This is a genomic window from Brevundimonas sp. (genome assembly GCF_046299595.1).
Taxonomy (GTDB): domain Bacteria; phylum Pseudomonadota; class Alphaproteobacteria; order Caulobacterales; family Caulobacteraceae; genus Brevundimonas.
The window spans coordinates 466255-485943 of sequence record NZ_JBKBHQ010000001.1; the positions used below are offsets into that span (position 1 = coordinate 466255).

Here is a 19689-nt window from a genome sequence, read left to right on the forward strand (position 1 = left end):
GCGCCATCGGCTATCGAGGGGCCATGAGTGAGCCCACGCCCGACCAACCTGACCAACCGCGCCCGGATCAGCCCCTGAAGGACCGCATTGCCCTCGTCACGGGGGGCTCGCGCGGCATCGGCCGGGCCTCGGCCCTGGCGCTGGCCAAGGCCGGCGCCCATGTCATCGTCGCGGCCCGCAGTCAGGGCGCGCTGGAAGAGCTGGACGATGCCATTCACGCCGAAACGGGCCGTCATGCCTCTCTGGTGCCCTTCGATCTGGTCGATGGCGGAGCGGTCGACCGGCTGGGCGGCGCGCTGTTCGAGCGCTTCGGAAGGCTGGACATCTGGGTGCACACCATCGCCACGCTAGGCGCCTCGGGCCTGACGCCTGTGGCGCACGCCCAGCCGCGCGAGTTCGCCAAGATCGAGAAGGTCAACTTCACGGGCGTCTATCGCCTGATCCGCTCGCTGGAGCCCCTGCTGCGTGCGTCCGATGCCGGGCGGGTCATTCATTTCACCAGCTCGCTGGCACGCGAGCCGCGGGCTTTCTGGGGTGCCTATGCCGCGACCAAAGCCGCGTCCGAAGCCCTGATGCGCTGCTGGGCCGACGAGATCGAGAATACGCCCATCCGCGTGGCCGTCGTCGATCCCGGCCGCATGCGAACCCAGCTTCGTGCCCAGGCCTATCCGGGCGAGAACCCCGACAAGCTGCCCGACCCGGACGAGATCGCTCCGCTCGTGCTGGATCTGGCCAGCGCATCCAGCCAGCCGCCGCCCGGCATCATCCGCTTTGCCGACTGGCGTGACGGGCCGAAGGTCACCGCCCTGATCTGAGCGTCAGCCTTTGATCAACGCTTGGGCTTGCCCGGCCCACCGGTGCGGATGCGCCCCGAACGCGATACCGAGCGCGCACCGGCGCGCGGAGCGCTGCTGCTTTTCGCCTTGCCGCCAGCCGGGGCCGCCTTGCGGGCACCAGAAGGCTTCTTGGTGCCCACAGCATCCTTGAGCCGGTTTCCGGGCAGGCCCGGTGCGCTGGCCTTGGCCTCTGCGGCCATCTGGGCGCGGGTCTTGCGGCGCGGAGCTGACTTGGCCGGACCCTTGGGCCGCGCGCGCTCTCCCCCTTCCGCATAGGGATTGGCCCCTGACTTGACCGTCAGGCGCATGGGCGTGCCGGGCATGTCGAAGCTCTCGCGCAGCGAGTTGATCAGATAGCGCCGGTAGTGGTCGGGCATCTGTGACGCGCGGCTGGAGAACAGCACGAAGGTCGGGGGGCGCGCCTTGGTCTGGGCCATGTATTTCGGCTTGATGCGCCGCCCGTCCACCGCAGGCGGCGGGTGACGCTGGACCGCCATGGCCAGCCAGTCGTTCAGATCGCGGGTCTTGACCTTCACCGACCATGTGGCGTGAGCCTTGAGGATCGCCGGCATCAGACGCTCGACACCACGCCCGGTCAGGGCCGAGAGCGCCACCAGAGGCGCGCCGCGCACCTGCGGCAGCATGCGCTCGGCGGTCTCGTGCATCTGGCTGAGGCGCGCCTGGGGCTCGGGCTCCATGTCCCACTTGGTGACGCAATAGACCAGCGCGCGGCCCTCGCGCTCGACCAGATCGGCCAGTTGCAGGTCCTGGGTGTCGAAGGCGTTGTCGCGGTCCATGACCAGCACCACCACCTCTGCGAAGGTGATGGCGCGGATGGTGTCGGCCACCGACAGCTTTTCCAGCTTTTCCTGCACACGCGCCTTGCGGCGCATCCCGGCGGTATCGACCAGACGCACGCGCCGCCCGTCGAACTCCCAGTCCACCGAGATGGAATCGCGCGTGATCCCGGCCTCTGGCCCGGTCAGCAGGCGATCCTCGCCGATCAGCCGGTTCACCAGTGTGGACTTGCCCGCGTTGGGCCGACCGATGATGGCCACCCGCACGGGTTTGTCGGCATCGTCGCTGTCCTCGACCTCAAGGCTGTCAGCGTGAGCCACCATGGCGGCATAGAGATCGGCCATGCCCTCGCCGTGCTCGGCCGAGATCGAGACCGGCTCGCCGAAGCCGAGGCCGTGCCCCTCGCCCACGCCCGCCTCTGCCGCCCTGCTCTCGGCCTTGTTGGCCAGAAGTACGACGGGCTTGTCCTGACGGCGCAGCTGCTCGGCAAAGATGCGGTCCAGCGGCGTCACGCCCTCGCGCGCATCGACCATGAACAAGATCAGCTGGGCGTCCTCGATGGCCGCCTCTGTCTGGGCACGCATGCGCGCCTCGAGGCTCTCGTCGGTGACGTCCTCATAGCCCGCCGTGTCGATCAGCGTCAGTTCGAGGTCGCCGATATGACCATCGGCATAGCGCCTGTCGCGCGTGACGCCGGGCCGGTCATCGACCAGCGCAAGGCGCTTGCCCACGAGCCTGTTGAACAGGGTGGACTTGCCCACATTGGGGCGGCCGACGATGGCGACCTTCAGCGCCATGGGTTCTGCCGCCCTCTCGATCTATCGGATGCTGATGAGCTGGCCGTTGTCGGTCAGCACATAGAGCGCGCCGTTGTAGGCGATGGGCGCGATATAGGCGGGCGCACCAAGGTTCAGGGCACCGTTCTCGACGCCGGTCTTGGGATCGAGGCTGATCATCTGGCCGCGCGAGTTCACCAGCAGCAGGCGGTTCGACGCCAGGATGGGGCCCGTCCAGACCGGGCGCTCGGTGCGTGCGCCCACGCCCAGGAAGCCGCCGCGACGACGCTCGCGCCCCTCGTTGAGGTTGCGCACCCAATAGACCTGGCCGTTGGCGCGGTTCACCGTCACCAGCTCACCGGCGGTCGAGACGGCATAAACCACGTCGCCCGCGACCCACGGCGCGCTGGTGCCCGCCAGCGGCAGGCTCCAGGTGGGCGCACCCGTACGCACGTCCATGGCGGCCATGACGCCCGAGTGGCTGATGGCGTAGACCGAACCGCGGAACACGGCCGGGCGCCCCGAGATGTCGCGCAGCTCGGACAGGGCGTTGGTGCGGCTGGTGCGCGAGAGCACCTGGGTCCAGAGCTGCGAGCCGTTGGACGCGCGCAGGGCCACCAGTTCACCCGACGAGAACGGCGCGATCACCGTATCGCCGGTCACGGCGGGGCTGGAGGCACGCATGATGCGGGCGGGCTCGGCGATGGCCTGATAGGACCAGGCCAGCGAACCGTCAGCGCGGTTGTAGGCAAGGATCTGGTTGTCGATGTCCACCACATAGACCCGGTCGCCCGCCACGGTCGGCGCGCCGCGCACGGGCGAGTCGTTGGGCGAGGACCAGACGATTGCACCGCTGGCCGCGTCCAGCGCCACGGTCACGCGATAGCCCGAAGACGCATAGACCCGGTCCCCGGCCACGGCGAGGCCGCCGCCGAACGAGTTGCGGTCACGGGTCTGGGGGCGAATGTTCTGGCGCCACAGGATCGCACCGGACTGCGCATCGACGGCCACCACGGTGGACTCGCCATCCATGACATAGATGCGGCCATCGGAGGCGACCACTGGAGAGGTCACCTGGGTGGTGCGCGAGGCACCCTGACCGATGTTGCGCCGCCAGGCGATCTGCATGTTCTCGCCGCCTGCGACGTGCTCGAGCACCTGATCGGTGTTGCCACCGGGCAGGGGCCAGCTGGTCACCGCACGCGGGGCGGGCAGGAAGAAATCGCGCCCGGCCAGCGAGGGCGTCGGCGTGACGGTCTGGTCAAGCCCGATGATCGATATGCGCTCGCCCGCACTGGCGACGGCGGCGGCCTGATCGCGATTGAAGGGCCACACGTTGCGCACGGTTCCACAGGCCGCAACGCTGGCGGCCAGACCCACGATGGCGAAAACCTTGAGAGTACGGGACATGGCGGTTTCTGTTCCTATTACTCGGCGGGCGGCGCGGTCGGCGCAGCAGCAGCGGCTGGAGCCGCCCCGGCAGATTGGGCAGAGGCATCTCTCATGCGCTCGACAATGTCGGCAATGGCGCTGGCGGTGCCGTTGTCGATCATCAGGCTGAGGGCCTGGGCGCGCTGGCGCACACCGTCGGAGACGTTCTGGCCAAGGGTGAGCTGGGTCAGGATGGGGCGGGCCTGCTCGAGCTGTCCATGCTGGACCAGCAGCAGGGCCAGAGCCTCGTTGGCATAGGCCGCGAAGGGCCGCCCTTCGGCGTTGATGGCGGTGAGGCGCGTGCGGGCCTGATCGAGCGTCTCGGTGTCCATGGCCAGATAGGCCGCCTTCAGGCGGGCCAGGTCGGCGATGTGCGGATCGCGGTGCGCGCGGGCGGCCTCGTCGAACAGTTCCAGGGCACGGGCGGTATCGTCCTGTTGCAGGGCGAGACCCGCCTGCTGCATGAGCGACATGGCGCGATAGGCGCTGGAGCCTGCGTCGGCGGCTTCCTCGAACGCGGCCTGTGCGGCGCTGACATCCTGGGCCTGCAAGGCCTGAAGGCCCCGGTCATAGGCCACGGAAGCGCGCGCGGTGCGCCCATCCTGCCAGTTTCCATAGGCCCAGACGCCAATCACGATCAGCAGGACCAGAACCAGCGCGCCCGCCGCCCACGGCAGCCAGGTCTTCGCCAGCGTTTTCCAGCGTTCGCCACGGAGGCCTTCTTCGACCTCGTCAAAAACATCAACCACGGAAGTGCGCTCCCCGCGCGCGAATAGAGACAATGCGGCGCGACCCTAAAGGTTCGCCCTGCCGCCCGCAACGCGCTCGTGCGGCCTCAGGTCGGCTTTTTCGAGAAGTAAGTCTCGACTTCGGCAGGAAAACGGCGGGCGCGCACATCGCTGGCATAGGCGGCCAGCGCACGCTCCACATCCTCGCGCATGGTGCCGTAGCGGCGCACGAAGCGCGGCGTCCAGTCGAAAAGGCCCAGCATGTCGCTGCTGACAAGGATCTGGCCGTCGCAGGCACTGGACGCCCCGATGCCGATGGTAGGCGCGTCGATGGCCTCGGTGATTTCGCGCGCAAGCGATTCGGCCACACCCTCGACCACCACTGCAAAGGCGCCCGCATCGGCGGTGGCCTCGGCCTCGGCCATCACGCGCAGACGCTCGTCCTCGGTGCGGCCCCTGGCGCGGAAGGCACCGTCGGTCAGCACAGCCTGGGGCCTGAGCCCGACGTGGCCCATCACCGGAATGCCGCGCTGGACCAGATAGGCGATGGTCTCGGGCACGGTCGGGCCGCTCTCGAGCTTAACGGCCTGGGCACCGGTTTCCTTCATGACCCGCGCGCAGTTCTCGTAGGCGATCTCGCGCCCGCCCTCATAAGAGCCGAAGGGCATGTCGATCACCACCATGGCCCTGTGCGCGCCGCGCATGACCGCCTGACCGTGCAGGATCATCATCTCGAGGGTGACGCTGACGGTATTGGGCAGGCCATGGACGACCATTCCGACCGAATCGCCCACCAGCAGCAGGTCGCAGTGCCGGTCCATCAGCGCGGCCATGGGTGCGTCATAGGCCGTCAGGCACACCACCGGCTCACCCCCCTTGCGCGCGCGGATGTCGGGGGCGGTGATGCGCTTTTGGCCGGTCTGCGGGCTCTGGGCCGACATGGAGGAAACTCCCTGGACTGTCAGACGTCGGCCACCATGCGAACGGTGGCCACGACGGCGACCGAGATCAGCAGGGCGGTCGCGACCCAGAAAAGCTGGGCCCCCATCATCACATCCGAGCCAGCATAGGTCGAGAGCGCGTCCAGCAGTGTGCGCCAGACCTCGCCCGTTCCAGTGCCTCCGGTGCTGCCCGTGCTCACGCCCGCAACCCCGGCGGCCTCGCCCACAGCAGGCGCGGCGGAGACCGGATCGGGCACGGCAGACAGAATGGTGGCGGTGCCCGCCTGCACACCCGTCTCGATGGAGGTTTCGACCGCACGCACCGCGCCCGCTCCGGCCCCGCCAAGACTCATGGCCAGGTTGCCGCCGATGGCCTCGCGCACTGCGAACACACCACCGACCAGTCCCGCAGCCCAGATCAGGCCATGACGCAGGGCCGTGGACTGTTTCAGCCTGCCCTCGACACGGCGCACGAAGGCCTCACCGCCCTCCAGGCTGACCGGCTGCTCGAACAGACGGGCGATATAGGCATCGAACTCGTCAGGCCCCGACATCGACAGACCTCCCGGCCGGTTGGCGCGGCGGCTCCAGCCGCGCGCGGAGTTTATCCAGACCACGTTTGACATGGGATTTGACCGTTCCCAGTGGCACATTCAAGGCATCGGCGATCTCGGGATGAGAAAGCCCCGCCCCGTGCGAAAGCGTGACGCAGAGGCGCTCGGCAGGCGTAAGCGTCAGCAGGGCGGCATCGAGGTCCATGCGCACACCGGGGTCCGACGCCACCGGAGTCCCCGGCTCATCATCGTGCAGTAGCGCCAGTTGCCGATCGCGCCCGGCCGCCTGCTGGGCCCTGCGGATATACTGGCGCACCGCGATGCGCCGCAGCCAGGCCCCGAAGGTGCCCTCGCCGCGAAACTCCGCCACCTTGCCGAACGCCGTCAGAAAGGCGTCCTGAGCCGCGTCATCCGCCGCCGCCGGGTCCGCCCCCATGCGACGCAGCAGGGCGCGTACCCCGGCCTGATGCCGACGCACCAGCTCGCCGAACTCGCGACGCCCGCCCGCAGCCGACAGGGCCGCCAGCTCGACATCGTGCATGTCGCTGATGCGTCCGGTGGCAGGCCCGCCCGAGGCGAGTGACTGGTGAAGGCTCATCGAGGGCTCTCCGCGCAGGCTCCTTTCGCCTCAGGCCTTGTTCTTGTTGAAGAAGCTCAGCACGATGAATGCCAGACCGATCATGCCGGGTATGGAGGCAATGCCCAGCAGCGGATAGACCGCATCGCCCTCTTCCATGCCGACGAAATAGCCGAACGCGCCGATACCCAGCGCCACGGCCAGCCAGATGACCCCCGTGCGCAGATCAGACTGGGCTGTGGAGACCTTCTTGCCGCTGCCCTTGAGGGCCTCGATGGCCTCGGGCGGCAGGGGCTGGCCCTTTTCGAGCGCGAGCCGGATGGTCTTGTGGGTCTCCTCGCGGTTCTTCACGCCCGCCCAGATGACGATGCCCACGATGGCGATGGCGACGATGAAGGGTGCCAGCGGCACCAGAATACCGAAGTTCATGAACTGTCTCCCCTGCGTTTCGCTATGGAGCGAACCAGACACCGTGTCCGGCCTCTTGTCCATGAAGAGGCAGCGAGGAGAGCCTGCGGATGCAGGCGGGCGCATGAAATATCGGTAAGGTCAGGAAGACACTGCGCCAGAGGCCCTGGCGCGAACTGCGCAGAGCGTCAGCGGCGGCGACGGCGTGCCTTGATGCGAACGGGCACGGGCCTGGGTGCCATCATGGCCGAGACGCCTGCGGCGATCGAGAGCGCGCCGAGGCCCAGCACCAGTCCTGTCGTCATCAAAGCGATCATCTCAGCACTCCACACCTGCTGGCTCATACGCTGTCGTCTGCCCTAGAAGGTGGTCACAAACCGTGGCTTGCGCAAGAGCCCGCGCCGTCAAGAGCGTGCCTGGCAGGCAGACAGGGACGAAATGTTCTCCTATTGTTCTTGCTGAATCGCGCGCTATGCTCCCCATATAGAGCGGCCGGCCCCACCGCGCCCTCGCCATCACCCCAGACCAAGACCGCCCGACGCATGACCGACTCCCACAGCTTCATCCGCGTTCGCGGCGCGCGCGAGCACAATCTGCGCGACGTGGACATCGACATTCCGCGCGAGAAGCTGGTGGTCATCACGGGCCTGTCGGGTTCGGGCAAGTCCTCGCTGGCGTTCGACACCATCTATGCCGAGGGGCAACGCCGCTATGTCGAGAGCCTTTCGGCCTATGCGCGCCAGTTCCTTGAACTGATGAGCAAGCCGGACGTGGACCTGATCGAGGGCCTCAGCCCGGCTATCTCCATCGAGCAGAAGACGACCTCGAAGAACCCGCGCTCCACCGTCGGCACCGTCACCGAGATCCACGACTACATGCGCCTGCTATGGGCACGGGTGGGCGTGCCCTATTCCCCGGCCACCGGCCTGCCCATCGAAAGCCAGACGGTCAGCCAGATGGTCGACAAGCTGATCGCCCTGCCCGATGGCGAGCGCATCCTGCTGCTGGCGCCCGTGGTCCGGGGCCGCAAGGGCGAATACCGCAAGGAGATCGCCGAGTGGCAGCGCGCGGGCTTCCAGCGCCTCAAGATAGACGGCGAGTTCTATCCCATCGAGGATGCCCCGGCGCTGGACAAGAAGTTCAAGCACGACATCGACATCGTGGTGGATCGCATCGTCACCAAACAGGGGCTGGAGAGCCGCTACGCCGACAGCCTGCAAACCGCGCTGGGCCTGGCCGATGGCCTGGCGGTGGCCGAGTGGGCGGACGCGAAGGACGGCGAGGACGGCCCGCGTCAGATGGTGTTTTCCGAGCGCTTCGCCTGTCCGGTTTCGGGCTTCACCATCTCCGAGATCGAGCCGCGCCTGTTCAGCTTCAACAACCCTTTCGGTGCCTGTCCCGCCTGCGATGGCCTGGGCGTCAAGCTCGCCTTCGATGCCGATCTGGTGGTGCCGGACCGCGACAAGAGCCTGCATCAGGGCGCGGTCGCACCCTGGGCCCGCGGCCCCTCTCCGCTCTACACCCAGACATTGCAGGCACTGGCGCGTCACTACGGCTTCTCGATGGACAAGCCCTGGCGCGACCTGCCCGAGCAGGCGCGCACCGTGGTGCTGGAAGGTTCGCGCGGGGAGAAGATCAAGTTCGTCTATGACGACAATGCGCGCAAATACGAGGTCGCCAAGGCGTTCGAGGGCGTCATGCCCAATCTGGAGCGTCGCTGGCGCGAGACCGACTCGGCCTGGGTGCGCGAGGAACTGGGCCGCTATCAGGCCGAGACGCCCTGCGAGGCGTGCGGGGGCAAGCGCCTCAGGCCCGAGGCCCTGGCGGTCAAGGTCGATGGCGCCGACATCGCCGACATCTCCATGCTGTCCATCTCGCGCGCCTTCCTGTGGTTCTCCTCGCTCGAGGAGCGCCTGACGCCCAAGCAGCTGGAGATCGCGCGGCGCATCCTCAAGGAAATCAACGACCGGCTCAAATTCCTCAACAATGTCGGCCTCGAGTATCTGAACCTGTCGCGCAGCTCGGGCACGCTGTCAGGCGGCGAGAGCCAGCGCATCCGCCTTGCCAGCCAGATCGGCTCGGGCCTGACGGGCGTGCTCTATGTGCTGGACGAGCCCTCCATCGGCCTGCACCAGCGCGACAACAGCCGCCTGCTCGAATCGCTGCGGGGCCTGCGTGACCTGGGCAATACGGTGCTGGTGGTCGAGCATGACGAGGAAGCGATCCTGACCGCCGATCACGTCATCGACATGGGCCCGGCGGCGGGCGTTCATGGCGGGCGGGTGGTGGCACAGGGCTCGCCGGCAGAGGTGCTGGCCCATCCCGACTCCCTGACCGGGCAGTATCTGTCGGGCGCACGCGAGATCGCCCTGCCCGCCGATGGCCGCCGTCCGCGCAACCCGAAGAAGGTGCTGCGCATCCACGGTGCCAGCGGCAACAACCTCAAGTCCGTGACCGGCGAGATCCCCGTCGGGCTGTTGACCTGCATCACCGGCGTGTCGGGCGGGGGCAAGTCCACCTTCACCATCGAGACGCTCTACAAGGCCGCGGCCCGGCGCCTGCACAACGCCTCGGACGCGCCTGCCGCCCATGAGCGCATCGAGGGGCTGGAGCATTTCGACAAGGTCATCGACATCGACCAGTCGCCCATCGGGCGCACGCCCCGCTCCAATCCCGCCACCTACACCGGTGCCTTCGGGCCGATCCGCGACTGGTATGCGGGCCTGCCCGAGGCCAAGGCGCGCGGCTATGGCCCCGGCCGCTTCAGCTTCAACGTCAAGGGCGGACGCTGCGAGGCCTGTCAGGGCGACGGCGTCATCAAGATCGAGATGCACTTCCTGCCCGACGTCTATGTCACCTGCGATGTCTGCAAGGGGCGGCGCTACAACCGCGAGACGCTGGAAATCGTGTTCAAGGGCAAGTCCATCGCCGATGTGCTGGACATGACGGTCGAGGAGGCGGCGCGCTTCTTCAAGGCGGTGCCCTCGATCCGCGACAAGATGCAGACACTGGAGCGCGTGGGCCTCGGCTACATCAAGGTCGGACAGCAGGCGACCACGCTGTCGGGCGGCGAGGCCCAGAGGGTCAAGCTGTCCAAGGAGCTGTCCAAGCGCGCCACCGGCAAGACGCTCTACATTCTCGACGAGCCCACCACGGGCCTGCACTTCGAGGACACGCGCAAGCTGCTCGAGGTGCTCGACGAGCTGGTCGAAGCCGGCAACACCGTGGTGGTGATCGAGCACAACCTCGATGTCATCAAGACCGCCGACTGGATCCTCGACTTCGGGCCCGAGGGCGGTGACGGCGGCGGCGAGATCGTGGCCACGGGCACGCCCGAGGACGTGGCGGCCAACGACGCCAGCTGGACCGGCCGCTATCTGAAGGAAGTGCTGGACCGGGCCAGAGACAGGGCCCGGGCACGGCGCAGCACGCCCGCATCCGATCCCCTGCCTGCAAAAGCGAAAAAGGCCCGCGCCGTCACGCGGGCCTGATCCGTATCAGGGCGCGGGAGCCACGCCCGATGCCACGCTGGCACCCTTCAGATCGACATAGGCCCGCACGAACGGCGTGTACATGATCACGCTGGTCAGCACCGAGATGACGGCCGAAAGCACGAGCCAGGCGATCATCAGGGCCAGCAACTGCGGCGGCAGGGTGGTGAGGTTGAAGCTCTCGGGATCGTTGACTGCGGCCAGAGCCTCGAAGCCCCCGCCAGCAAAGAACATGACCGGCAGGCCGACCATATAGACGAGAATCCACACCACGATCGACATGACGATGGCGATCAGTGCCGTCAGGAACAGCTTCAACACCTGCCCGCGGGTGGCCTTCCACGACTCGAAGATGCGGATGGCGCGATGATCCACCGTCATGGGCACCACGAAGGCAAAGCGAAGCGCCACGTAAACGCCCAGGACCACAAGAGCCAACATCAGGAGCAGGGCAACCACAGCTCCCCCCTGTTCACCGGCCACTAACCCCAGCCCGACACCCGTCAATCCGAGCAGCACGCTCATCACGATCATGCCGATGAAGAAAAGAACCACGAGGGCAATCAGGGCGATCACCACGTTCATTTCGTCCCGCCCGACCTGCAAATAGCCAAACCCCCGCTGCTCGGGCCGCACCACAGCCCGGGTCATGGCGCAGTAGAGGATAGACTGCATCAGGATGCCCAGAGGCATCGCAAGGAGCAGGAAGCCGAAGAAGTTGCCGAAAAACGCGCTCATTTCTTCCATGGACGGCTCGGTGTTGCCCTCAAGGCTTTGTGCGTTGGCCATGAACTCGGACAGGTTGCCGCCCAGCAGGAAAAGCGTGCCCAGGCTGAAAGCCACATAGAGCCCGATCCAGATCAGCACGGCCACGGGCGCGCGGCGCGTGACGCGAAAGCCCTCGAAGGCCGCATCGGTGGGTGAGAACGTCATGAAAGCCCCTCCATCAGAAATGACGTTGATGGGCTCACCTTAGCGACTTGTGCGGTGAATGCACATGACATCGCGCTCATGAAGGCGGGGGTGACGCCTCATCGAGCCGGGACCAGCAACCGGCCAGATAGCCCGCCCACAGCGGCACCTGCACGCCTGCGAATACGGCGGCCCACAAGCCATAGTCGAACAGCCCGCCAAGCCAGCGGCTCTGGCCCGCCGCGCCGACCACCTGCCAGAGCATGAGCCCCAGCAGGGGCGCGCTGGCCAGCACCAGCCCGGCGGCCAGCCTCAGCCCCTGCCCGCGGGCGAATCTCATGACGTCGAGCCCGATCATGCGCCCGCCCTGCACCGTCGCCGGACCGGACAGGGCAAGACGCGCCAGCAGCACCACGAACACGACAACAGCGGCCAGAGCCAGCGCCGCAGCCAGAGCCAGCTTCCAGCCCTCAACGCCCATGGCACCCGGCCCGGCGGCGACGGGCGTGGCGGCCAGCGCCTCCAGATCGAGCCCCGTCGCCCCGAACACGCCAAAGACCATCAGGGCCAGCACGGTGAACATCAGCGCCAGAAAGATGCCGGTCTGGACGAAGGCACCCAGCAGGCGCAGCTCGGGCCGCCCGGCCACCAGCCCCAGAAGCCCCGCAGGCAGAGCGAACCAGAGGCGATAAAGCGCGCCGAAAGCGGCAATCAGGGCCAGCACCTGCACCACCAGCGCGAGGGGCGCCGCACCGGGCAGGCTGGCCGCCTCGGGTACCAGAATGGGCAGCATCAGGCTCGCGCCCGCCAGCAACAGCGCCAGCGGCACCCTCACCCACGCGCGCGGCACGAAGCCCAGTGCGGCGCGAAGGGCGGCCAGAGGCCTGAGGCGTGCGGCGGCACTCACCCGGCGATCTTTCCGAACACGGCCACGCGGTCCATGACCTCGCGCACCTGCCCCAGCAGCTTGAGGCGGTTCTCGCGCTCTGCGGGCACGTCAGAATTGACCATCACCTTGTCGAAGAAGGCGTCGACGGGCGCGCGCAGGTGGGCGAGCGCGGTCATGGCGGCGGCGAAATCCTCGGCCTCCAGCGCCTTGTCGACCGCCGTGCGTGCCGCGCCGACAGCAAAGGCCAGGGCGACCTCCTGCTCGGGCTGGTTCGGCAGGCCGGTCTGGACCATGCCGGTGGGCAGATCCCCCTTCTTTGCCTCGGCCTTGAGGATGTTGGACGCGCGCTTGTAGCCAGCCAGCAGGTTCGCCCCGTCGTCCGTCTCGAGGAAGGCCCCCAGCGCCTCGACGCGCCGCACGATGCGGACCAGATCGTCGTCGCCCAGCGCGAACACCGCATCGACCAGATCGTGCCGCTGACCCTGGTCGCGCAGGAGAACCTTCAGGCGGTCGGCGAAGAAGGCGAGGACATCCCAGCCGAGATCAGTCAACGCAGCTTGGTAGTCAGACCAGCCATGGCCCCACTCGGCTTCCGTCTCGCTGGCGGCGAGTTGCGCCGTCAGCCTGAGGCGGTCAGGTTCGGTCTCGCCCTTCAGGACAATCTCCCTGACTCGACCGGCCGATTCATAGTTCGACAGCTTGGCGTGGCGACGAACTCCAGACAGGTACTCACCTGTGACATAGGCCCAACCCTGAACTCCGAGGCGAAGGCCATTGTCTAAGATCAACCGGATAACCCCTAGCGCCGCGCGGCGCAGGGCGAACGGGTCTTTCGAGCCGGTGGGCTTCTCGTCGATGGCGAAGAAGCCGACCAGGGTGTCGAGCTTGTCTGCCAATGCCACGGCCACGGTGAGCGGCTTGCTGGGCACCGTGTCGCTCGGCCCCTGCGGCCTGTAGTGATCGCGGATGGCATCGGCGATGGCGTCGCCATACTGGGCGCGGGCGTAATAGCCGCCCATGATGCCCTGAAGCTCGGGAAACTCGCCCACCATGCCGCTGGCAAGGTCAGCCTTGGCCAGACGCGCGGCCTGCTCGGCCTGATCGGGGTCCGCACCCACCAGCGGGGCGATCTCGCGCGCCAGCGCCGCGATCCGCTCGACCCGTTCGGCCATGGTGCCCAGCCTGGCGTGGAAGGTGACGCCGGACAGCTTCTTGAGCCAGGCATCGAAGCCCACTTTCCGGTCCTCGTCCCAGAAGAAGCGCGCATCGTTCAGGCGGGCCGAGAGCACGCGAGCATTGCCCTGCGCCAGCGCACGGCCCCCGTCCGACGCCTCGACATTGGCGACCACCACGAAGTGCGGCGCGAGGCGCCCGGTGGCGGGATCGCGCACGGCGAAATACTTCTGGTGCACCTTCATCGACAGGCGCACCACCTCGGGCGGCAGATCGAGGAACTGCGGGTCCATGTCGCCCAGAATGGGCGTGGGCCATTCGGCAAGGCCCGTCACCTCGTCCAGCAGGCCTTCGTCCTCGACCAGTTCCAGCCCGCGCGCGGCACACACGGCGCGCGCCTGTTCAAGGATACGGGCGCGTCGCTCCTCGGCATCGACCAGCACGGCGTTGTCGCGCAGCTGGCGCAGATAATCGTCGAAGCTGCGGATCTTCAGGGGCCGCCCGGTGCCCATGAAGCGGTGCCCCTCGGTGGCGTCGTGGGCCTCGATGCCCTCGATGGCAAAGGGAACCACCTGCCCGTCCAGCAGGCACAGGATACGCCGGATCGGACGCACCCAGCGCAAGGTGCCCGTGCCCCAGCGCATGGACTTGGGCCAGGGAAAGTTGCGGATCACATGGTCCAGCGTCTCGGCCACCACATCGGCGCTGGCCCGGCCCGGCGCATTGATGGTGGCGAAGAACACGCCGTCGCGCTCGACCAGCTGTTCGCGCGCCACGCCGGTCTTGCGCAGAAAGCCCTCCATGGCCTGTTCGGGCGCGCCAACGCGCGGGCCTTTCAGCTCCTCGTTGCGCTCGGGCGTGGCCGTGGGCAGGCCCTCGATCACCAGCGTAAGGCGGCGCGGCCCGGCATGGGTGACAAGGCTGTCCCAGGAAAGGCCCGCAGCCTTGAGGCGCTCGGCCATCATGCGCTCCAGATCGCGCGCGGCCCCCGCCTGCATGCGTGCAGGGATTTCCTCGGACAGGATTTCAAGAAGAAGCTGGGGCATCAGTCTCTGTCATCTCGCACCCACTCGTCGGGCGCACCAGAAAGCCCTTCCCCCTCGATGGGGGAAGGGTTGGGATGGGGGTGAAGTTAAGCCTGTGACGCAGGCGAAACCAGTTCTGCGCGGATGGCCGCCACAACGGAGTCGCGGTCCTCGACGGCCCGACGCGCGGTGAAGCGAATAACGCGGTAGCCCTGGCTCTCAAGCCACCTCGTGCGCGCAGGTCAGCCCAAAGAAGCTTCTCGGCGAGGCTGGGCGCACGGCGCATCCGGCGCGCGCGCGCTATGGCCCCAGTGCGGTGGCGAGGCCTGCCGGGCAGGCTCTCACCCCCATCCCCGCCCCTTCCCCCATCGAGGGGGAAGGGAGCCTGATCACTGCCAGCGCTCACGCCCGCCCCCGCTCCTGCTCGAGCCACTCGCTCGCGCACGCCTTGCACAGATCGCGGATGCGCCCGATGTAGCTCTGGCGCTCGGCCACGGCGATGGCACCGCGCGCATCCATCAGATTGAACAGGTGCGAAGCTTTCAGCACCTGATCATAGGCCGGCAGCACCAGCGCCTGCCCCTGCGGCCCCTTCATCGCCAGCAGGCGCGAGACCTCGGCCACCATGTCCTCGAAGCGGCGCCTGAGGCCCTCGACGTCATAGCCGTGGAAGTTTGCCTCGGACTGCTGGCGCTCGTTCTCAAGGAACACGTCGCCATAGCGCACGCCGTCGTTGTTGAAGCGCAGGTCATAGACGTTGTCGACGCCCTGCACATACATGGCGAGGCGCTCCAGCCCGTAGGTCAGCTCGCCCGAGACCACATCGACCTCGATGCCGCCGACGCCCTGGAAATAGGTGTACTGCGTCACCTCCATGCCGTCGCACCAGACTTCCCAGCCCAGCCCCCACGCGCCCACCGTAGGGTTCTCCCAGTCATCCTCGACAAAGCGGATGTCGTGCAGCTTCGGGTCGATGCCGATGCGCTTGAGGCTGTTGAGGTAAAGCTCCTGCAAGTCGTCCGGGTTCGGCTTCAGGAGCACCTGAAACTGATAGTAGTGCTGCAGACGATTGGGGTTTTCCCCATAGCGACCATCACCGGGGCGGCGCGAGGGCTGGACATAGGCGCACTTCCACGGCCGCGTGCCCAGCGCGCGCAGCACCGTGGCCGGGTGCAGGGTGCCCGCACCCACCTCGATGTCATAAGGCTGCAGGATCGCGCAGCCCTTCTCGCTCCAATAGGCCTGGAGGGTCAGGATCAGGTCCTGAAAGCTCAGGGGTTCGGTGGACTTCGCAGCCAAGATCAGGTCCGCAGTATTGGGAGGGTTGCGCCGCGCGCAAAAAAAGACGGCGGACCATAGGGCCCGCCGCCTTCTGCATCAAGCGGTTGGAGGGGTCTTAGACCATGGGGTCTTCGACCGGCTCCTCGTCGGTGGGCTCATCCACCGGCGGGGTCGTGCTGACGTCAGCGTCGTCCATGGTGGTGGAGGGCGCATAGCCAGCGTCATCGCTCGGGGCGGGATCGCCCGGAGTCCACACAGGCGTGTTGCTGATGGTCTCGTTGACCGCACCGGTGGCATCCACCTCGCGCTCGACCTCGAGGCTGGCGTCGACCTCGGTGGCGGTTTCGGTGTTCAGGGCGGCACCGCCGGTGGCACCCGCTTCCGCTTCAGCCTCGGCTTCGGCCTCGGTGGAAACGCCGACTTCGGCGTCACCCATGGCCGCCATGGAGCTGGCCGGGTTCAGCACGGTATCGATGGCGAACACGGCGCCGTTGCCAGCGCGGATGTCAGCCTGGGTCACGGTAGCGGCGTCGGCACGGATGGTGCCGTCAGCACCGTCGAGCAGGACTTCCGAACCCGCAGCCGTGGCGACCGCACCGCGGCGGTTGACGATCATGTCAGAAGACACGTCGGCGTTGATGACATGATAGAGCAGAAGCTGACGCAGCTCCTGGGCGTTCTCGGGCTGGGTCAGGCGCTCCAGCTCACCGGGAGGCAGGGCCGCGAAGGCATCGTCGGTCGGCGCGAAGATGGTGATGCCCTGCTCCGACTCCAGCACCGAGGTCAGCTGGGCCGCTTCAAGCGCCGTCAGCAGGGTTTCGAAGTTGCCGCTGGCGCGGAGCTGATCCACCACAGTGCCCTCAGCCTGAGCCTGGGTCGCCATGGTGGTGTCCTGAGTCACAGTATCCTGCGCCATGGGGTCGGTGCTCATGTCCTGAGTGTAGTCAGGCGCCGAGGTCGTGGCATCCTGGGGGACATCCTGAGCAAACACCGGGGCGGCCATCAGGGCCACGGCGGCGGTCGCGGTAAGAAGACGGGTACGAAGCATCCGAGTCGTCCTTTCTGTTACGAGGCCTTTTGCTGGCCTCTGATCGGGAGACGGGACGTGGGCCCGCGCTCCTCATGGCCAAGTAACAGCGACGGATACTATGAGTTCCCCCTTGTATGCGTTTTTCCGATCACAGTTTTCATCAAAGAGAACATTCAGTGTCTCGAATAAGGCAACCTTCTGAATTTGCGTAGTGTTGACCGCAATTCTGTCCGAATTGCCCATAAGTCGCCACGCTCAGCTGAGCTGAGTTTTCAGGCACCACCAGTGGGGCGCGCCGTGATTGATCTGCCTACAGGCGCGATCACGGTCGGCCTCGGAGACGTAAAGCCCGAACACGCTGGCCCCAGAGCCGGACATCCGTACGAGGGGTGCCCCCGCCAGCGCATCCATGACCTCTGCTATGGCTGGCTGCAATGCCATGGCCGGTGCTTGCAGGTCGTTTCTCTGCGCGGCCAGCCAGGCAATGAGCGCCTCGGCGCTCTTCAAGGCCGCCGGTTCCGGCGCACCGAAGCGCCAGTCGCGCCGGGTCTCGCTGCGGTCGAAGGCGGCATAGACCGGCCCGGTCGAGCACGGCACGCGCGGGTTCACAATAAGGGCGAAAAGGCGCGGAAAGCCCGCCAGAGGCTTGATCTCATCGCCATGGCCACGAGCGATGAGGGCTTTGCGGTAAAGGCCCATCGGCCCGTCTGCACCGAGGGTTCGGGCCATGGCCGCCAGATCATCATCCGGCATCCGGGGTGCATAGGCATCGCGCAGGTGCGCCAGCAGCACAGCCCCGTCCATCGAACCCCCGCCCAGTCCTGCCGCCACGGGCAGGCGCTTGTCGAGCGTGATGTGCAGCGAGGGCAAATCGACCTGCGCACCAAAAACCGCCAGCGCCCGCTCGACCAGATTCTCGCCCGCGCCCAGATCGGCGGCAAAGGGGCCGGTGACGCGGAATGAGGGCGCGTCGGCCTCGACCACCTCCAGCACGTCTCCGTCATCGGCGAAGGCGACCAGGCTTTCGAGCGGGTGAAAGCCGTCAGGGCCGAGCGGCCCGACATGCAGGCACAGATTGACCTTGGCCGGTGCGATCAGCCGTACGGCGTCGGTTGCGGTCCTGCTCACAGGGGGCTCAGTCGAGGCCTTCGCGCAGCTTGCGCTCGATCTCGGCACTCAGGCTCTCGTCGGGATCGAGGCTGAGGGCCCGGCTCCACTGGAAGGTCGCCTCGCGCCTGCGGCCCACGCGCCAGTAGGCATCGCCCAGATGGTCATTGATGACCGCAGAGCCCGGCTCCAGCGACACGGCCAGCTCCAGCGTCTCGACCGCCTCTTCGTACTGGCCCATGCGATACTGGGCCCAGCCCAGGCTGTCCTGATAGTGGCCGGAGTCAGGATTCGCGGCGACGGCGCGCGCGACCATCTCGGCGCCCTCGTCCACGCGCGTGCCGGTGTCGATCCACAGATAGCCGAGGTTGTTCAGCGTCGGCGCATCGTCGGGCTCGAGCTGCAGTGCCGCCCACAGCTCGGCCTCGGCCTCGGCGTTGCGGCCCAGTTCCTGATAGAGCGAGCCGCGCATGTAACGCACCATCCAGCCCTGATCCTCCATGTTGAGAACCGGACCGTTCATGACCTCGACCGCTTCTTCGTACTGGCCCTCTCCCATCAGGACGCTGGCCAGCATGAGCTGCACAGTGGGATCCTCGGGCAAGGCCGCTGCCGCGCGGCGGATCTCGACCAGAGCCTCGGCAGAGCGCTCCTCGTCGATCAGGTTCATGGCCATCTGCTGACGTGCGGCCGCATAGAGCAGCGGCTCGTCGGGTCTGACCTGGGCCCAGACATCGCGGGCCTGCTGGTTCAGTCCGATGCTGGTGAACAGCTCGCCCAGCAGCAGCAAGCTGGCCTCCTCCGGGGTCAGGCCGTTGGCGAGGCGCAGATAGATGACGGCAAACTCGTTGACCTCCTCGGCCTGGGCGATGGCCGCCGCCGTGGCCAGCCCCATGGCCGCCCCTTCGATCAGGGTGATGGCGGCAGGTGCACTCTGGCCCGTGCTGGCGCGGGCGAATGCGACCTGCAGAGCCAGATCGTCGGCACCCTCGTCGAGCGCCTGCTGATAGAGGGCCAGCGCCTCTGTGCGGCGCCCCCGCCGCTCCAGATATTCGCCGTAGGGCACGCGGAACAGCACCGACAGCGGCGCCGTGGTGGCCAGATCGCGGATCTCGGCCTCGGCTTCGTCGAACCTGCGGCGATGCTCGAGCAGCAGGGCGCGGTGATAGCGGCCGAAGGCGAGGCTCAGGGGATCGAGGGTGGCGGGGGGCTGGGCCAGCGCGCGCTCCCAGTCATTGGCGGCAGCCGCCACCCAGGGCGAGACGAACTGGCCTGCGCGCGCATGGGGAAAGCCGATCGGATTGTCACGCAGCAGCTGGTTGGCACCGCGCGCATCGCCTGCGCCCAGCCTGCGCACCGCCTGGGTCAGCCGCCCTGCCTCGCGGAAAGTGGCCGAGGTTTCGCGTCCGGTGGGCGCCAGGCGTGCGGCCACATCCAGATCGCCGGCAATCAGTGCGGTGGTGAAGGCACGCTCGCGCACGCTGTCGATGTCGGGCGCACCGCCTGCCGCGCGCGCCAGATAGGAGGCACCTGTCTCGGTCGAGCCGAGATTCACCGCCACCCGCCCGGCCAGAAACTGGCCGTAAGGCGATCCCCCTGCCGCCTCGGGGGGCAGCTCCGAGGGCGCGGCGATGCGCGGGCGCGTATCGGCCATGGCGGAGAGCGCGCTCATGCCGAGAGCCGCAAGGGCCGTGAACGTCATCAGGATGGGCACGCGTTTCATGGGCAGGAC

The 19689-nt window shown here is 67.5% G+C and carries 16 protein-coding genes and 1 pseudogene; 2 read left to right on the forward strand and 15 right to left on the reverse strand.

All coding sequences use genetic code 11. From position 1 onward, the window contains the following. Positions 1–23 precede the first annotated feature (23 nt). Entirely contained in the window at positions 24–815 is a 792-nt protein-coding gene (locus ACK4E3_RS02335; RefSeq protein ID WP_409695786.1) for an SDR family NAD(P)-dependent oxidoreductase, read from the forward strand. A 14-nt stretch (positions 816–829) separates the two neighbouring features. Here the strand turns inward: ACK4E3_RS02335 and der are convergent, their stop codons facing one another. The 7 genes from der to ACK4E3_RS02370 form a co-directional block, all read right to left on the reverse strand. After that, the gene (der, locus tag ACK4E3_RS02340; protein WP_409695789.1) at positions 830–2431 is read right to left on the reverse strand and encodes a ribosome biogenesis GTPase Der; all 1602 of its coding nucleotides are present in this window, start codon (positions 2429–2431) and stop codon (positions 830–832) included. 21 nt (positions 2432–2452) lie between these two features. Next, positions 2453–3820, reverse strand: coding sequence for a PQQ-binding-like beta-propeller repeat protein (locus tag ACK4E3_RS02345; RefSeq protein ID WP_409695792.1), 1368 nt, complete (start codon positions 3818–3820; stop codon positions 2453–2455). 17 nt (positions 3821–3837) lie between these two features. Further along, on the reverse strand, positions 3838–4590 hold the full coding sequence (locus ACK4E3_RS02350; protein ID WP_409695795.1) for a tetratricopeptide repeat protein: 753 nt from the start codon (positions 4588–4590) through the stop codon (positions 3838–3840). A gap of 86 nt (positions 4591–4676) precedes the next feature. After that, positions 4677–5510: a 3-methyl-2-oxobutanoate hydroxymethyltransferase gene (gene panB / locus ACK4E3_RS02355; protein WP_409695798.1), complete on the reverse strand. Its 834-nt coding sequence runs from the start codon at positions 5508–5510 to the stop codon at positions 4677–4679. 20 nt (positions 5511–5530) lie between these two features. Then, the gene (locus tag ACK4E3_RS02360; protein WP_409695801.1) at positions 5531–6064 is read right to left on the reverse strand and encodes a hypothetical protein; all 534 of its coding nucleotides are present in this window, start codon (positions 6062–6064) and stop codon (positions 5531–5533) included. Beyond that, entirely contained in the window at positions 6051–6662 is a 612-nt protein-coding gene (locus ACK4E3_RS02365; RefSeq protein WP_409695804.1) for an RNA polymerase sigma factor, read from the reverse strand. The genes ACK4E3_RS02360 and ACK4E3_RS02365 overlap by 14 nt, the downstream gene beginning before the upstream one ends. 30 nt (positions 6663–6692) lie before the next feature. Continuing rightward, on the reverse strand, positions 6693–7070 hold the full coding sequence (locus ACK4E3_RS02370) for a DUF6249 domain-containing protein (RefSeq protein WP_409695807.1): 378 nt from the start codon (positions 7068–7070) through the stop codon (positions 6693–6695). A 521-nt stretch (positions 7071–7591) separates the two neighbouring features. Here ACK4E3_RS02370 and uvrA point away from each other — a divergent pair. After that, complete coding sequence (gene uvrA / locus ACK4E3_RS02375; RefSeq protein WP_409695810.1) at positions 7592–10540, forward strand: excinuclease ABC subunit UvrA; 2949 nt, start codon at positions 7592–7594, stop codon at positions 10538–10540. A 6-nt stretch (positions 10541–10546) separates the two neighbouring features. Here the strand turns inward: uvrA and ACK4E3_RS02380 are convergent, their stop codons facing one another. The 8 genes and pseudogenes from ACK4E3_RS02380 to ACK4E3_RS02415 form a co-directional block, all read right to left on the reverse strand. Further along, on the reverse strand, positions 10547–11473 hold the full coding sequence (locus tag ACK4E3_RS02380; RefSeq protein WP_409695813.1) for a hypothetical protein: 927 nt from the start codon (positions 11471–11473) through the stop codon (positions 10547–10549). Between the two features lie 76 nt (positions 11474–11549). Beyond that, entirely contained in the window at positions 11550–12359 is an 810-nt protein-coding gene (locus ACK4E3_RS02385; RefSeq protein ID WP_409695816.1) for a hypothetical protein, read from the reverse strand. Then, positions 12356–14560, reverse strand: a complete 2205-nt coding sequence (glyS, locus tag ACK4E3_RS02390; protein WP_409695819.1) for a glycine--tRNA ligase subunit beta — start codon at positions 14558–14560, stop codon at positions 12356–12358. Before glyS ends, ACK4E3_RS02385 begins: the two co-directional genes overlap by 4 nt. An 86-nt stretch (positions 14561–14646) precedes the next feature. Then, a pseudogene (locus ACK4E3_RS02395) lies at positions 14647–14766 on the reverse strand (DUF559 domain-containing protein); the annotation flags it as partial. 175 nt (positions 14767–14941) lie between these two features. Continuing rightward, the gene (locus ACK4E3_RS02400) at positions 14942–15838 is read right to left on the reverse strand and encodes a glycine--tRNA ligase subunit alpha (RefSeq protein ID WP_409695822.1); all 897 of its coding nucleotides are present in this window, start codon (positions 15836–15838) and stop codon (positions 14942–14944) included. 97 nt (positions 15839–15935) lie between these two features. Next, positions 15936–16868 (reverse strand): fasciclin domain-containing protein, encoded by a 933-nt coding sequence (locus ACK4E3_RS02405; protein ID WP_409695825.1) that lies wholly within the window; start codon positions 16866–16868, stop codon positions 15936–15938. Between the two features lie 237 nt (positions 16869–17105). Beyond that, positions 17106–17978 carry a 4-(cytidine 5'-diphospho)-2-C-methyl-D-erythritol kinase gene (locus tag ACK4E3_RS02410; protein ID WP_409695828.1) on the reverse strand — a complete coding sequence of 291 codons (873 nt, stop codon included), beginning with the start codon at positions 17976–17978 and terminating at the stop codon, positions 17106–17108. 7 nt (positions 17979–17985) lie between these two features. Further along, the gene (locus tag ACK4E3_RS02415) at positions 17986–19680 is read right to left on the reverse strand and encodes a tetratricopeptide repeat protein (RefSeq protein ID WP_409695831.1); all 1695 of its coding nucleotides are present in this window, start codon (positions 19678–19680) and stop codon (positions 17986–17988) included. Positions 19681–19689: the final 9 nt, after the last annotated feature.

Coding starts and splice junctions, on each gene's coding strand:
- ACK4E3_RS02335 (WP_409695786.1), top strand. CDS start 24: ATGAGTGAGCCCACGCCCGACCAACCTGACCAACCGCGCCCGGATCAG.
- der (WP_409695789.1), bottom strand. CDS start 2,431: ATGGCGCTGAAGGTCGCCATCGTCGGCCGCCCCAATGTGGGCAAGTCC.
- ACK4E3_RS02345 (WP_409695792.1), bottom strand. CDS start 3,820: ATGTCCCGTACTCTCAAGGTTTTCGCCATCGTGGGTCTGGCCGCCAGC.
- panB (WP_409695798.1), bottom strand. CDS start 5,510: ATGTCGGCCCAGAGCCCGCAGACCGGCCAAAAGCGCATCACCGCCCCC.
- ACK4E3_RS02360 (WP_409695801.1), bottom strand. CDS start 6,064: ATGTCGGGGCCTGACGAGTTCGATGCCTATATCGCCCGTCTGTTCGAG.
- ACK4E3_RS02365 (WP_409695804.1), bottom strand. CDS start 6,662: ATGAGCCTTCACCAGTCACTCGCCTCGGGCGGGCCTGCCACCGGACGC.
- ACK4E3_RS02370 (WP_409695807.1), bottom strand. CDS start 7,070: ATGAACTTCGGTATTCTGGTGCCGCTGGCACCCTTCATCGTCGCCATC.
- uvrA (WP_409695810.1), top strand. CDS start 7,592: ATGACCGACTCCCACAGCTTCATCCGCGTTCGCGGCGCGCGCGAGCAC.
- ACK4E3_RS02380 (WP_409695813.1), bottom strand. CDS start 11,473: ATGACGTTCTCACCCACCGATGCGGCCTTCGAGGGCTTTCGCGTCACG.
- glyS (WP_409695819.1), bottom strand. CDS start 14,560: ATGCCCCAGCTTCTTCTTGAAATCCTGTCCGAGGAAATCCCTGCACGC.
- ACK4E3_RS02405 (WP_409695825.1), bottom strand. CDS start 16,868: ATGCTTCGTACCCGTCTTCTTACCGCGACCGCCGCCGTGGCCCTGATG.
- ACK4E3_RS02415 (WP_409695831.1), bottom strand. CDS start 19,680: ATGAAACGCGTGCCCATCCTGATGACGTTCACGGCCCTTGCGGCTCTC.